This window comes from Ulvibacterium sp. (assembly GCF_965228935.1).
Classification (GTDB): Bacteria; Bacteroidota; Bacteroidia; order Flavobacteriales; family Flavobacteriaceae; genus Ulvibacterium.
In genome coordinates this window covers 1,890,588-1,905,873 of the sequence record NZ_OZ245846.1, presented here as the reverse complement: position 1 = coordinate 1,905,873, position 15,286 = coordinate 1,890,588, and the positions used below count along the sequence as shown (strand labels likewise).

The following is a 15,286-nucleotide window of genomic DNA, read 5'->3' as shown; positions in this document are numbered from 1 at the left end:
TTCGTTAAAAACAGAACCTTGTTCCGATAAAATTGGTATATGTCCGTTTTAGCCTGATTATCAAGTTTTGATACGAATTGAAAATGATGTAATTTTGGGCATTAATCAGGTCTAAATCTTTCCCAATTATTAATGAGGACATCTCAATAGGACAATCAAAAAAACCAACCAGAGGTAGTAACGACCTCACACCGTAAAGGGCATTTATATAAAATAAAAAGTAGAAAAATGAAGAAGATATTGGCGATGTGCATTACGTCGGTGCTATGGGTTTCATGTGGCACGCAAAAGAAGGAAGAACCTATAAACATTAGTCCCGAGGAGTTGCATGCTTCGGTAGATAAGGTTACTGAAATCATGATCCATGATATTTTCTCCCCACCAGTGGCCAGCCGTATTTTTGCCTATCCAAATGTTGCGGCTTATGAAATCATTGCACAGGGGAATGACGACTATCTTTCCTTGGCAGGGCAACTAAGAGAATTGGATTCCATACCCAAACCCGAAAAGGGCAGTACCATTAATTATCAATTGGCCGCCATGACGGCCCATATGGAATTGAACAAACGATTAATTTTTTCCGAAGAAAGAATGGAGGCATTTCGAGATAGTCTTTATGGAATCTGGGAAAGTAAAAACCCTGCCGTATTTAATGCCTCAAAGGCTTACGGTTTAAAAGTGGCAGATCATATCGGGGCCTGGATGAATAAGGACAATTATGCCCAGACCCGAACGATGCCAAAGTTTACGGTAGATACGGATGATCCCACCCGCTGGCAACCCACTCCCCCAGCCTATATGGATGGCATTGAGCCACATTGGAACAAAATTCGCCCTTTCGTGATAGATTCCGCCAATCAGTTTAAACCTACCCCGCCACCACCGTTCTCTATGGAAGAAGGTTCCGACTTTTACAAGGAATTGAAGGAAGTCTATGACATAAGCCAGGAAATTACCGAAAAGGGTGATGAATCCGAAGAAATAGAAATAGCACAGTTCTGGGACTGTAACCCCTATGTCTCGGTTACTCGGGGCCATTTAATGTTCGCTACCAAAAAGATAACCCCGGGAGCGCATTGGATCGGTATCACTAAAATTGCCGCTCGAAAGACAAACAGTGATTTTGATAAAACGGTTTACGCATACACCAAGGCCTCGGTGGCCATGGCCGATGCCTTTATCAGCTGTTGGGACGAAAAGTATCGAAGCAACTTGATCCGTCCGGAAACCTTGATCAACCAGCATATCGATGAAGATTGGAAACCCGTACTTCAAACTCCTCCATTTCCCGAATATACCAGTGGACATAGTGTGGTATCGGGAGCCGCGTCAACGGCATTGACCGATGTTTTCGGCGACAATTTTGCGTTTGATGATGATACCGAAGTCCCTTATGGCCTTCCCATAAGAAGTTTCAATTCGTTTAACGAGGCGGCCGATGAGGCGGCCATCAGCAGAATGTATGGTGGCATCCATTACAGAGCGGCCGTACAGGTCGGTGTTAAACAAGGTCGTGACTTAGGTAAATTTGTACTGGACAACTTAAAGATGAAGGCAAACAAGGACTTGGCCCACCAATGATCAGGGTGCTGCCTTTTCTATGTGTAGTTTTTTTCAATAGCTGTTCAAACTACGGCCAGCTTACCTTTATCGCAGAGCTTCCCAAAAAATTGGATGAAAATTCGGGAATTGCCATGTTTTCAGAAACAACGCTTTGGTTAATAGAGGATAGTGGCAACCCGGATGAAATCTATCAGGTAGACCTTAAGGGAAACCTCCTAAAAAAATTGAAGGTCAAAAATGCCAAAAATAAGGATTGGGAAGATTTGACCAGGGATAAAAAAGGAAATCTTTACATTGGGGATTTTGGAAATAATTCAAATGACCGGAAAGATTTGGTCATCTACAAGCTTCCCAACCCGGAAGTAGAGCCGGGCGAGAAAATCGACGCCCTACAAATTAGGTTCAGCTATCCCGAACAAAAAAAATTTCCTCCAAAAAAAGCGAAGCTGTATTATGATGCGGAGGCGTTTTTTCATCATGGTAACTTCTTGTATATCATTACCAAAAACAGGGCCCAACCGTTTCCTGGTACGGCATTACTGTATAGGATACCGGATCATCCCGGGAAACATAAAGCCCTTTTTATAGGCACTTTTAAAACTTGTGATGATTGGAAAACCTGCCAGATTACCTCAGCAGACATTTCATCGGATGAAAAGACCGTAGTGCTTTTGAGTTATGGAAAGCTTTGGAAAGTAACCAATTTTGAGGGCCAGGATTTCTCTCAGGGCACCTTAAAGGAAATTGATTTAGGTGTACGTTCCCAATTGGAGGCCGTCTGCTTTAAGAATGACTCTACGCTATTGATTTCCGATGAGAAACGCGGAAGCACGGGAAGAAACCTGTATTCCTTTCCACTAAAATAGTCCTGTGCCTCCAACAAGCAAACAAAGGAAGTTTAGCTCCTAAAAACCAAAACCTACACCAAAGGTAAACCGAGGCCCATCCGTACTATTGAACAAGGCAGTCCGGAAGGAGAAAATATCGGCGGCATTGGCAAAAAATCCAAGACCGTAAGATGTATGCCAGGTGTCGGAATCCTGATCGGGCTGCCAGACCCTCCCATAGTCAAAACCGGCGAACATCCCCAAGGCCGTGGGCACAATTCCTGTACGCATCTTACGAAAACTATACCGAATATCGGTATTTTGATAATAGGCCTTCTTGCCAGTAAATCTCTGGTTCCGAAATCCTCGAAGTCCGTCCACACCCCCAATACTGGCCGCTTGATAAAATTCATAACCGTCCCCGATATTGAAGTGGCCCTTCATCTTGGTTCCTAAAACCAAACGACCGCTGGATACCAGTTTATAGGCTATGGTAAGGCTGGGAACGACATATCCAAAACTTCCCGAGTTGCTCACATTGCTTCGATACCCGGCCCGTAGTGAAGTGGCCATTCCCAAGGTAGGGAATCCGGAATAATCGGCATTGCTAAAAGTATATTCCCCATCCACGCCCAAAAAGCTGTTTTCCGGGATCAGAACATTTTCTTCAGCGTATTCATTGATAAATCGGTCTTCCGTCTCTTCCACATCTATCGTCTCATAGGCAACCCCTAAGCGTACCTTGCCTCCTAACTGTCCGCGCCAGACCAATGCAGGTGAGAATCGCAAAGTCTGCAATTTTACCCGATTGAAGTCCAACTCCAGGTCATCATCAAAATTTGGTGTATCGTTGCCAAAACCAAAAAAGTTGATGGCGAAATTGGGGCTAGTAAAACGTGCCCCCAGCTCAAAGTTCCAATTTTCGAATATATGGGCAAATTCACCTGTATATCCCAACTCAAAACCGTTTGTGGCAAAATAGAACGCCGCATTCAATGTATGTTGTTGGGTAAATGGGTTCTGACGAAAACCATTAAAAGTGTAGGTGTCGGTAAAGCCTATTTTTACCCCATCATCTGGATTAAACCCGATGGTGGGAATAATTTGGTTTGTACTATTCCTAATCTTTAAGGGCCTATACGTATTGGTCTCATAATCGTTGGTCAATTTTACTTTTGCCCCACGTACTTCTTTCAGTGTATTTTTCTTGCTTTTATGGTCATAGATGGCAACCCGATTTCCATTTTTAATGTCATAAATATCATTGTTCTGGCCACCGATCAGTCGTAATCGTATCCTATTGTTGTGCTCACCGGTTACCTCAAAATAGTCATCGTCATCCAGGCCATATATCCAGAGTTCCTTGGTTGTTTGGGCAGAGAACGTTTTGTTGAAAAACAACCTATCCTTTTTCCCATCGATAATACGATATACCTTTACCTCGGTCTCGTTGGAACTGGTACGTGTTATTTGAAACCAATCGTCCTTGTCCGTACCGATTATCGTGGCATATTTGTTCATAACACGGTAGTAGTCCATTGCGGTCTGGTCAATTCTATCTATCCTGGACAAAAGGATCCGCTTTATATTTTCTACGGTTTCGTCCCTTACTTCTTGCGGAAAATATTGAAAAGCTTTATCGATTACTTCAGAGGTCAGGTTATCCTGTATGAACTTGGCTTGGTCCCTCCATTGCAGTGGGTTGGTCTCCGTTAATACCGCCATATCCAAAACGTAAGTTTTGGGGGATGAATTAAAGCCCTGAACACTTCTTATTTCCTCGTTAAACCCTTCCATTAACCTTAAACTGGGAATAATACGAGTGGCCAGGCCCATTAAAAGGCCATCGCCCATTATGGAATAGGCCTGATCCCTATCCCTTGGCACAGGTCTGTAGATAATCTTTCCTGTGTCCTTGTTCTTAAATTCGGCCCAACGCCACTGATCTACATGACGGTCCCAATCCCCGATTGCCATATCAAATAATCGGGCCCTTAGATACATTTCACTGTCCACCTCATATTTTTCATCGTCACGAAGATCCTCCAGCATGGCATCCGTACTTTTAAGTTCATCGGCATAACCATAGCTTTTTAAATCCCCATGCCCATCACCGGCATGCTCCTCTATCATATACAATTCATCCCCAAATTCTTCGTTAAATTCCTTTAAGGCATCTTGCTTTGGAATATAATAAAGGATCGGATTGGTATGATAGATGTTAACGGCATCGGAAAGTGTACCTACGGTAAAAGGGGCATAGGGATGCGATCCGGTATAAAAGTCCTCCAGCAATTCCACAGTATAGGTATCCTCCAAATCATCGGTTATGTATTGATCTGTAAATACCATGGCTTGTAGATACAAATCCGCCTGTTTGCGTAAGGCCCGCATTACGTATTCTTTTCCGCTTTTATGACGTAACCTTAACGATTTGGATTGATTGCCCCCTCCCTTTTTAACCGGTCTCAGTCCCCCCAAGAGTATATCCAAATCCACCGTAGGTGCAGCAACTTCGGTTGCATAATATTTGCGATAGCGCTCTCCCCAAACTGTCTTGAAGAAACCGGATTTATCAATTTCCTCATCAGAATAAATGGAGGCTCTTACCGTATCGGGAAAGGTTTCCGGATAAATAGTCTTGCTAGGTTTTTTATCCGGAGGTAAGACCGGGGAGGCAAACAATCGTTCCTCGGAACCATCCTCTCCCACCCCATAGTAGGTCACAAAGGAAGAGCCATCTTCAAAGACCTCCAAAGTGGCATAACCCATCCTTCCCGTGGAGAATTTGCTTCCGTTCAAAAGTCGCGTATTCCCCTTTTTGGCTCCAGAACCACTTACAATTTGGGGGATGCCTTTCTCGACAATATATTGTAAGGTATGTTCATGGCCGGATGCGAATATGACCTTTTCCGAATATTGGGCCAAAGTTGTAATTCTATTTCTGAGCTCCCTATACCGTTTGTTCTGTAAATCTTCTGTTGAGGCTCCCGTGGTCTTCCTTAGCAAGTTGGCCAAAGACCCTAAAAAAGGTAGGGGAAAGTTGCCATTGTCCGGATATAGTTGTTGGCGAAGGGAAAATTGTCCTCCGTGCGGCCCATAGCTGAACATGGGATGATGCAGTGCTATTATGGTGGTACGTTGCCTATTATCCTTGATTTCATCCGCGAGTTCCAACAAAAATTTATCCCTACTTTTAATATCACATTTATCGTTCATTTTCGGGTGCTTGTCCCAATTGGTCAAATACCACTTGGTGTCTATAACGATCACTACCAAATCCTCGCTTATTTCAATGGTTTCCAAAGGACATCCGTTTTCGGGAAGAAAGGGATCTTTTTGCTTCAGCCTTTCCTTTATGTAGTCTTCCTGACGTTCCAGCCCTTCCAGGCCTTCGTTATACCAATCGTGGTTGCCTGGAATAAAAAGCGGTCTACCCTTATAATTTTGTAGCGTTTCCAATTGGGCGTCCATATGATTTGCCGCTGTTTTATAGGCCATGGCATCCTTCTTTGGGTCAGGCAATCCTTCAGGATAGATATTATCCCCCAAAAAAATAGCCGTGCTGTTCTTATCGGCTTTATCCAACCTATTTTTAAACATCCGGAGTGCAGGATTCATATCCCCTATGGGCGACAAACCGGCATCCCCGATCAAATAAAACGTATGGGATACTTGTTTATCGGTCGGGGAACTGGAGGGTCCCGTCCCTGCCAAATATTTTGTTTTGTATGTTGCACAACTACTAACGAATAGGAGAAGTACGAGTATTGAGTAATATTTCTTCATAAAGATGCTCTAGAAACTAAATTTTTGTAATTTGTGAAATCCATTAAATCTCTTGGTATGTCGGAAATTCTTGAAAAAACTGAACATTTTGTAACCGATTTATTGACCAATCAATTGGATCCCAAGTATCTGTACCACAACTTGCGCCATACCCAACGCGTAGTTGAAAGTACACAAGAATTATTGAATTTTTACAACTTAAAAGATAAAGAAAATAATACACTTGTTCTTGCCGCATGGCTTCACGACACCGGGTACACAAAGGGCACGGAAAATCATGAGGAGTCCAGTTGCTCCATAGCCAAGGAATTTTTGGAATCCCAGGGTTTGGATAATGGCTTGATTCAGGACGTTTCGGCATTAATTATGGCCACAAAACGCTATTATCAGCCCAAAAATCTTTCAGAAGAAATAATTCGGGATGCGGACGCGTCACACTTGGGACAAAAGAGCTATCTAGAAACTTCCGAACTACTTCGAGAGGAATTGGCAAAATTGGGCATTGCGGAATATTCGTTCAAGGAGTGGCAAGAGGCCAATGTAAAAATGTTTCGAACCGAACATCGCTTTTATACGGATTACGCCAAGGAAAATTGGCAGGATCGCAAGGACAAAAATTTGGCCGATATTTTGAAAAGCAAAAAGGATGACAGAAAGCTTTTAAAGAAGGAACAACTTAAGGCACAGCTAAAAAATCAAAGTCCGGAGCGTGGCATACAGACCTTATTCAGGGTTACCATGCGCAATCATTTAAAGCTAAGCGATATTGCGGATACCAAGGCCAATATATTGTTGTCCGTTAACGCAATCATCATTTCGCTGGTTTTGGCCAACCTCATCCCCAAACTGGATAATCCATCCAACGATTACCTTATTTATCCAACCGTTATTTTTATAGTATTTAGTGTTGTGTCCATGGTGCTCTCCATTTTAGCCACGCGGCCCAACGTTACTAGGGGTGAGTTTACGAAGGATGATGTAAAGGAACAAAAGGTAAATCTGCTCTTTTTTGGCAACTTTCACAAAATGAAACTTCCGGAGTACGAATGGGCCATTCAAGAATTGATCAAAGATCAGACCTATGTGTACAAATCCTTGACCAAGGACCTGTATTTCCTGGGAAAGGTCTTGGATAAAAAATATAGAATACTACGTTTAACCTACACAATCTTTATGATAGGCATGATAATCTCCGTGATTGCCTTTGGCGTAGCCTTTAAATTTTTTGGGCCGGAAAGAATATTGGAACTGCCTAGGCCTTAGGACTTCAATTCTTCCATAAGGTCGTCATAGGTATACGTTTTTTCGACTGAAGTTTTGGTATCCTTGGTTTTATACAAAATGTCGGCCCTAATGGCCTTTAGGCCGGAAACCCCTTGTAGCCCCTCCAACTCTACAATTTCTACCTTACCATCAAAATAACCTTTGGATTTCAGGAATTTAACGTATCTCAAATATTCCAGTTCATCCTTCTTTTGAGAGTATACGATGACCATTTTTCCGGGTTGGGTAAGGCGTTCATTGGTTCCTTTGACAAACGACTTGTCTATCCGTTTTTTAATGATTTCATAACGGGCGTTGTACGTTCCATCCACGTCAAAGCGTTTCTCGTCCATACGAAAACGAATGGACAGGGAAGTGTTATATACCAATATAAGCGACGCCACATCCAAAGGTACCGGGAGATGCGGTTTAAGGTTGTAGTGCGTGTTCTCCATTTCGCACATTACCTGAAGTTGCCACAATCTAAGATTGTTCAGATAGAGGGGGTCAAAATCCCGATCACCAACAATGGAATCCCCGATATACATATTGTGTTCTACCCCATCCGTTTTATATCGTTCAAAATAATGTGGGAACATGGCTTGGGCATCTTCCTGTTTCTTATCCATTACGGCTACCAGTTCCTGGTTGATCTCCATCACCGTTTCATCGTAGTTTCTACGATGGTCATAATAGGATTCCGTTCCCTTGTCGATTTTGGACTCATAAGCGGATATCAAATTCAGCAAGGTGTCGTCCATTTGCTTCAAATGCTTAAAAACCGGGACGATCTCTTCCTTAACAAAATTGAAAATCGCCTGTTCGCTATTGGTATGAAGGACCTCCTTAATGGCATCAATATGGTTGTTTACCCTAAACATCAGCTCCTCGTAGATAGGCAATTTGTTTAACCGGAAAGCCTCGGCCAAAACATCGTTGATCTCGGAAAGCTGTATCATCAAATCCCGTTGAATAGCCATATTTCTGGCTTGGGAGGAGTTCTTGATGTCTATTTGGCCATATAGCGGATATACGTCCTTAAAAACAATCTCCTTGAAAGAGGGTTGCCCTCCCTCCAAATTATCCTTTATAAAACGCTTGGCCTCTTCCCTAAAACGCCAGTAAACGGATTCATGGACCGAAGTACATTCATGCTGGATAATGGCATCTATCAAATTCTCCTCTTCGGCTTTGGAGCGTTGCACCGCGGAGACTATGTAAGGCATTACATCCTCCAATTTGGTAGCGTTGACACTATTCAACTCATTAACTTTTTTGGAAACCAATTCCAGGACCCCGAGCAATTTTCCATTATCCGCAATAGGCGCAAAAATGGCGCTCTTTATACCCTGCTCTTTCAAATTTTTGTAGGGATTGGTCCCCCCGGAAATCTTGAAGTATTTATCGACATTGGAAATGGCGAAGTACTCGTTGTCCTTCAACAATTTGCAATACGACCCCTGACATAAGGCCTCATCACAAGCCTCCGTTTCCGAATGGTTTAGAATAAAACTGTTCATTCCTTTTCCATAGACTTTCTCGAACTGATTCGTCTCAGGATTGTAGGCAACAAAACCTACCTTGATTTCAGGAAGGTTAAAAAACGATTGGAATGTCTCCTGAAGTTCCTCCATAAAGTTATCGCTACCCCTTTTGTCACTGGCGATAAGACCTGATTTTATCTCGGAAATGGAGTGTTCTACCGTTACATCGAACATATTGGATATCACGAAACCTTTGGAAATAAAACTATTGGGAGGAATCTTCTCTTTCCAGATTTCCGGATTATCAAAATTTTCCAAGAGTTCGTCCACATCGTCCTGGGTCAAATCCTTGGCTTTTTCCGTTGGATGTATTTCAAAAAAATCGGCGTTGTACAAAATTCGATAGTGCCGCATTACCCCATTGGCATCCGGGATATCATAGAAAAAAGGCCTTTTGAAATCCAAGGGAAATCCGTAATGGTAATTTAGGATAACGGTACAGGCCACGATATACATTTGATCCTCAGGCATATTCCGCATCTCAGGGACGAAATCCTTTCCTGCGTTCTCCAATATTTTTTGAAATCGTCTTGAGGAATTAAAGACCACGTTATCAAAGGGTATCGAACCTGCTTTTATTTCATTGTCCGTCAGCACCTCGGAAAAGGCATCCTGTAGAATAATGCGTATTACCTTTTCGTGTTTTTTCAAAAGAGAGACATCTACAAACCCTTCACGAAGTTCCGGATAGGGCGCCTGTGCCTCTAGGATACGTTTTGCCTTTGCCACCAAAAACTCGTCATCACTTTCGAGCATAGCATCATACTGTTGAAGCAATTTGTTAAAACTGATTAGCTGAATAAAGGGTGACTCTACATTTCTGTTGTCCTCCATAACTATGTTAGTCGTTTAAGGGAGGGTAAAGTTACAAAAGAAAAAATGGAATATTGTTAAGGTATTCCTTAAGGGTTTCACCTCTTTTTTTGGATATTTATGGAAAATACAAGAATGTCTTCCAATTTTCGGTTAACCAGGGCCTACAAAAATGCCAGGATAGTTCCTTTTGATGACCATTCCAAATTTATTCTTTTTAGCGATTGTCACCGGGGGGATAACAGTTTTGCGGATGACTTTGCCAACAACCGGAACATCTATTTCCATGCGTTACGACACTACTTCAATGAGGGATTTCAATACTGCGAGTTGGGTGATGGGGACGAGTTATGGGAGAATATACATTTTGAATCCATCTTTGAGGCCCATAAAAATGTTTTTAAGTTGCTGCGTCAATTTCATTTGGAAAATCGTTTGCATATGGTCTGGGGAAACCATGATATGGTCTATAAAGACCCCCAATATGTTAAAAAACATTTGTCCAGCTATTTTGAGCCCATTGATGATCGGGACAAGGCGCTTTTTGAAGGTATCACCTATAATGAGGCCATAGTTCTAAAGCATCGGGAAACGCAACAAGAACTTTTTTTGACCCATGGCCATCAAGCAGATTGGTGGAACTACACTTTTTGGCGTTGGGGCAGATTTTTGGTCCGGGTACTTTGGAAACCTCTACAGGTATGGGGCATTGCCGATCCCACAAGTCCGGCAAAAAACTATAAGGAACTCCGAAAGGTGGAGAGGCGAATCAAAAAGTGGATCTTAAGGAACAAGCTCTTGATTACGATAGCGGGGCATACGCACAGGCCCCGTTTTCCGGAGCCCGGTGATATTCCTTTTTTTAATGATGGCAGCTGCGTACATCCCAGAAGTATAACGGGAATTGAAATCGAAAATGGAACAATAGCCTTGATAAAATGGCAAATTGCCACCAGGGACGATGGCACTTTGCAAATTGTGCGGTTATTGTTGGAAGGGCCCCAGAAGCTAGCCGATTATCAGATGGCTAAGGACTAGGGCCCTTCAATGAGGTTAGTTGGTTCGTAACTTAAAGCTTACAGGTATACTATAAGGCACTTTAACAGCTCTACCCCTTTGCATACCGGGAGTCATTTGAGGAAGGGAGGCTATAATACGGCCGGCCTCTTTCTCCAAATTGGAATCCGGACCGCGTGTCCTTACGCTGGTAATATAACCTTTGGTGTCTATGACAAACTGAACGAATACCCTTCCCTGAATTCCTAGCTCGGCAGCGGTAGCAGGATACTTGAAGTTTTTAATGACGTGCTCCTGTACTTTCTTTTGGAAACAGGCCTTACGCTCCGCATTGGTGGTCATATCCTCACAGCCCGGAAAAATCGGTACATTTTCTATGACGGCAAAGGGAACCGTAATATCTTCCTCCTCTTCGCCAACGGCGACATCATCAACCTCCATTACCGCATCGATTACGGTTTCTTGGTTTATTTCCGTACTTTCAATAATGGTCTCCTCTATTTCCTCAGTATCATCAACCACCTCTATAATTTCAGGTGCGGATGGCGGTGGAGGAGGTGGGGGTGTTTTGATCTGTTCCGTTTGCGGTACATTTTCCTTTATGTCATCCACCACGTTCATGGCTTCCGCGACATAATTATCGGTCTCATACGTTTTGTACTCCAAAGCCCTCCAAGTAAGAAAAAGAACAATGGTAAGGCCTATCACGAAGAAAAGGCCGCTATCTTTATTTAAATCTGCTTTTGGGTTTTTTTTAGGTCTCATCTTAAAAAAAATTTAGCGTTACATATAAATACTACCCATACTTAATAAAATCAAGTCAATCCAGGATAACTATGCAATTGGGTTATTAAAAAATTGCCGTTTGGATTATACGATTATCCTAGTAAATAGTTCAATTGTTTATTACTATAAATGTAAAATCATAAGAGCAGAAAAAACATGACAAATATCATGTACATAATTTTAATGGTCATTTTTTGATAAATCGTCATTTACAGCTATTTTAAACCCCTAAATAATGACAATAATGTATTTTGCCATTCTAAATCAATGTACTGACCAAAAATGAAACAAGGGTTTCCAAGGCTTTAGAAACAAAAACCAAAAAACCCCGATCAAATTGATCGGGGTTTTCTAGGAATAAAACAGTAGGGCCGCTATGAGACCTTTACCCTTCTATCTTATCCATTTGTTGCATTTCCAAAAACTTCGGAATATTTTCAGCTGTGGTATTGGCCAAAAGTGCCTGGTCAAAGTCAATACCCTCTATGGGTTTAAGTATCTCCTGCTCGCGATCCCACTCGATCCTCCTTCCCAATTTATAGGAAAGTCCTGCCATGTGCGAGGCAATGGCTTCTTCGAAACCTTCGTCGATGCCACAACTCAATTTGCCCCCATCATTTCTGGCAGCACTTAGCCATTCGCGCATATGAAGGAACGTTGAATCTACACGGGCCCCATTGATATAGGTCCACATAAGTCCCTTATCCGCAAAATACTGCGAAGTTGCAGAAGCTACCGCATCCGGAGAGTTTGCTCCAGGGTTGTATTGATAGATCGGCACGTTCGGACTCATCTTTTCCGCTTCGATCATATCGGCATATCTTGTAGACCTGCCATCGGGCCAAACCGTTAATCGGTTACCGAGTTCCATGGTGGCATCGTGTCCCATAAGAATGGTCGGACGGTTAAAACCATTGCCCAAGGTGGCGCTGTACACAAATGTCATGCCTTTCTCCTTACCTTCTATTTGACTACTTCCTGTTGAGTAATTGGGGAATTCCATGTTTACCTGCAATACGTCCGGTACGTTTCGTCCATCGTTATGGGTATAGATACCTCCGGAAGTCATTACCGAATCGGGGATTCCCATTTCCAAAACACAATTTAGGCGATCATAATCATGGGACAACAAGTCTCCGGAAAGACCGGAACCATAGGACCACCATTTACGCCATCTGAAGAAGTGATTTTTATTAAAAGGAACTTTGGGAGCAGAGCCTAGGAACATATCCCAATCAATGGTCTGGGGACTGGCATCCTCATGAATGTGATACATCCAAGCACCGTTATCATCATTTCTGTTCGTATTCGTCTGAATCAAGGATACATGTCCAAGAGTCCCTTTTTTGATGATATCCTTGGCCGTTTGGAAACTCAAGGTCTGTCTGTGTTGATGTCCGACCTGTAGGACCGCTTTTGATTTCCTGGCCGCGTCCCGCAATCGATAGGTCTCCTCTACGGTGTGCGTCATGGGTTTTTCAATATACACATGTATATTGTTTTCCAAGGCATCTATGGCCATCGGAGCATGCCAATGGTCCGGAGTGGCTATGACCACGGCATCTACCTCCCCACTACGGATCATCTCCTGATGGGTACGATATCGCTTTATCTTGTTACCATCCGTATTAAATGAATCCAAAGCTAGATTGGCCCTATAATCAAAAATATCGCAAACCCCTGTTAACTTTACATTTAGTTTTTCTTGGGCCATAAAGTCCTTGAGGGCGGAATGCTTTGGATTTTCCTCAGCGGCCAATTTCATATCCTCCTTCCATTTTTTGGTAGCAAAACCGAGGGCACGGCATAATTGCTGGCCCCGAATACCAAAACCGATAATCCCCACCCGAACCGGGTCACCGCTTATACCGGGTACCGCTTCCGGCAAGGAGGGTTGTATGTTCAGTTGTTCCAATATGGCGGAACGTTCCCTTTTCTTGGAAACTGTATTGGCGGCACCTGCCCACCAAACGGCACCTAATATCGGAATACCTCCTAAACCTTTAAGCGCATCTCTTCTTGTCCATTTCATGATAATTCGGTTTTAGTTATTTCCTTATTTTTTTTGAGAATTCCACTTAATCCAAAAAACTGCCCTGTAGGAACTTGATAAAGTACAAAACAAGCCATAAGTTCTATAAGATTTTTGTTTACAAACCAGTAGCTTCCCTCAACGTTCAATTGGGTAACCCATGGAAACGAGGGATGGGCAAGATAATATAGGGCCAATAGGAACATCCCGACCAAGGCCCCCCATCTCTCCCAGATTCCTAAAACTAACGTAATCCCCACAAAGACCAAGGCCATTACGTTCATCCAATCCGCAATACCTATCAAGGAATCGTTGGTAATTGCCACAAAGATCGGTCTAAAAGGTCCTTGTGCAGACGCTAAATACCCGAAGGAGGTCCAATCGGGATTATATAATTTAATAATCCCCTCATACAAAAAATGCCACCCGATAAAGAGCCGCAATAAAACGAGTCCATTTCTCAAGTGTTTTTCATTTCGAATTGTTATCATACGATTAGATATTTTGGTTATACTAGTTTGTCCTGGAAATAAGCGCTACAAGTGCAAAACACCAGACCTCATAGGCCGCTCGATAATTTTCAAAGCTACGCCCGTATTGCTTGAATTTTTATGATATTTATCATGTCCATAAATTTCGGACTAAATTTTTAAACAATTGCTATACTTTCCTGTTTTTTAAAGGGTATCTCACAAAATATGGGTAAAATTGACACTATTGTCACACATCCCTTTAAAAAAGTATAAGCTGCCTTGTTCGGATAGCATAAATCGTTATTTTTAAACCTAACATAATTGTGTAGGATATGCTAAAAAAGTATTCCATTTTTGCGATTGTTTTCGTGTCCTACTCCATCTCTTGTTTAGCCCAGAAAAAAGTATTGTACAAGCAAATCGATACCGTTCGATTGTTCATTGAAATCCATGCGCCCGAAAATGTAATGGCAAGGGATAAACATCCCGCTCTTGTCTTCTTTTTTGGAGGAGGTTGGAAAGGAGGGGATCGCTATCATTTTCTAAATCATGCCCGGTACTTTTCACAAAGAGGTTTGGTCTGTTTTTTGGTAGATTACCGAACTGAGGGGCAACATGGCACTACCCCTTTTGAGGCTTTGAAGGATGCCAAATCTTCTATACGGTTCATCCGTAAAAAAGCCCCTGAATTTGGTATTGATGCTTCAAAAATTATTGCGGCCGGAGGTTCGGCAGGCGGTCATTTGGCCGCTGCCACGGCTTTGATCGAAGATTTTAACGATGAGACCGATGATATGTCCATTAGTTGTGTTCCCAACGCCTTGGCCCTTTTTAATCCAGTTGTGGATAATGGTCCAGGGGGTTATGGCCATGAAAGAATCGGGTTGGCCTACAAAGACTTCTCCCCGCTCCATAATATACAAAAGGGGGCACCACCTACGCTATTTTTCCTGGGCACCAACGACAAACTTATCCCTGTAGCGACTGCCCAGTATTACCAGACGGTTATGGAAAATGTGGGAAGTAGTTGTACACTGAAACTCTACGAGGGGGAAGGTCATGGGTTTTTCAACTATAGAAACCGTGATCTTTACAAGGAAACCGTTTTGGAAATGGATCATTTTTTGCAGTCCTTAGGCTATTTGGAACAAAACCCGGTAATTGAAATTGACTAGATGA

Annotated in this window: 10 protein-coding genes; 5 read left to right on the top strand and 5 right to left on the bottom strand. The window is 42.6% G+C overall.

What is annotated here, in order from left to right:
- Nucleotides 1-228: 228 nt before the first annotated feature.
- Together ACO06Y_RS07970 and ACO06Y_RS07965 are read left to right on the top strand one after the other, a co-directional pair.
- Nucleotides 229-1,581 carry a vanadium-dependent haloperoxidase gene (locus tag ACO06Y_RS07970; RefSeq protein ID WP_422083312.1) on the top strand — a complete coding sequence of 451 codons (1,353 nt, stop codon included), beginning with the start codon at nt 229-231 and terminating at the stop codon, nt 1,579-1,581.
- On the top strand, nt 1,578-2,429 hold the full coding sequence (locus ACO06Y_RS07965) for a hypothetical protein (protein ID WP_422083311.1): 852 nt from the start codon (nt 1,578-1,580) through the stop codon (nt 2,427-2,429). The genes ACO06Y_RS07970 and ACO06Y_RS07965 overlap by 4 nt, the downstream gene beginning before the upstream one ends.
- 39 nt (nt 2,430-2,468) lie before the next feature.
- On the opposite strand, the gene ACO06Y_RS07960 is transcribed toward ACO06Y_RS07965, so the two are convergent.
- A complete protein-coding gene (locus tag ACO06Y_RS07960; RefSeq protein ID WP_422083310.1) occupies nt 2,469-6,107 on the bottom strand; it encodes a metallophosphoesterase in 3,639 nt (1,212 codons plus the stop codon).
- 129 nt (nt 6,108-6,236) lie between these two features.
- On the opposite strand from ACO06Y_RS07960, the gene ACO06Y_RS07955 reads away from it, so the two are divergent.
- The gene (locus ACO06Y_RS07955) at nt 6,237-7,442 is read left to right on the top strand and encodes a Pycsar system effector family protein (protein ID WP_422083309.1); all 1,206 of its coding nucleotides are present in this window, start codon (nt 6,237-6,239) and stop codon (nt 7,440-7,442) included.
- Here the strand turns inward: ACO06Y_RS07955 and ACO06Y_RS07950 are convergent.
- Complete coding sequence (locus tag ACO06Y_RS07950; protein ID WP_422083308.1) at nt 7,439-9,820, bottom strand: GAF domain-containing protein; 2,382 nt, start codon at nt 9,818-9,820, stop codon at nt 7,439-7,441. The genes ACO06Y_RS07955 and ACO06Y_RS07950 overlap by 4 nt on opposite strands.
- A gap of 114 nt (nt 9,821-9,934) precedes the next feature.
- On the opposite strand from ACO06Y_RS07950, the gene ACO06Y_RS07945 reads away from it, so the two are divergent.
- Complete coding sequence (locus ACO06Y_RS07945) at nt 9,935-10,837, top strand: metallophosphoesterase (protein ID WP_422083307.1); 903 nt, start codon at nt 9,935-9,937, stop codon at nt 10,835-10,837.
- Nucleotides 10,838-10,852: 15 nt separating this feature from the next.
- On the opposite strand, the gene ACO06Y_RS07940 is transcribed toward ACO06Y_RS07945, so the two are convergent.
- The 3 genes from ACO06Y_RS07940 to ACO06Y_RS07930 form a co-directional block, all read right to left on the bottom strand.
- A complete protein-coding gene (locus ACO06Y_RS07940) occupies nt 10,853-11,581 on the bottom strand; it encodes an energy transducer TonB (protein ID WP_422083306.1) in 729 nt (242 codons plus the stop codon).
- A gap of 406 nt (nt 11,582-11,987) precedes the next feature.
- The gene (locus tag ACO06Y_RS07935; RefSeq protein WP_422083305.1) at nt 11,988-13,634 is read right to left on the bottom strand and encodes a Gfo/Idh/MocA family protein; all 1,647 of its coding nucleotides are present in this window, start codon (nt 13,632-13,634) and stop codon (nt 11,988-11,990) included.
- The gene (locus tag ACO06Y_RS07930) at nt 13,631-14,125 is read right to left on the bottom strand and encodes a DoxX family protein (RefSeq protein ID WP_422083304.1); all 495 of its coding nucleotides are present in this window, start codon (nt 14,123-14,125) and stop codon (nt 13,631-13,633) included. The genes ACO06Y_RS07935 and ACO06Y_RS07930 overlap by 4 nt, the downstream gene beginning before the upstream one ends.
- 314 nt (nt 14,126-14,439) lie before the next feature.
- Here ACO06Y_RS07930 and ACO06Y_RS07925 point away from each other — a divergent pair, with 314 nt between their 5' ends.
- The gene (locus ACO06Y_RS07925) at nt 14,440-15,282 is read left to right on the top strand and encodes an alpha/beta hydrolase (RefSeq protein WP_422083303.1); all 843 of its coding nucleotides are present in this window, start codon (nt 14,440-14,442) and stop codon (nt 15,280-15,282) included.
- The last annotated feature ends 4 nt before the right edge of the window (nt 15,283-15,286 follow it).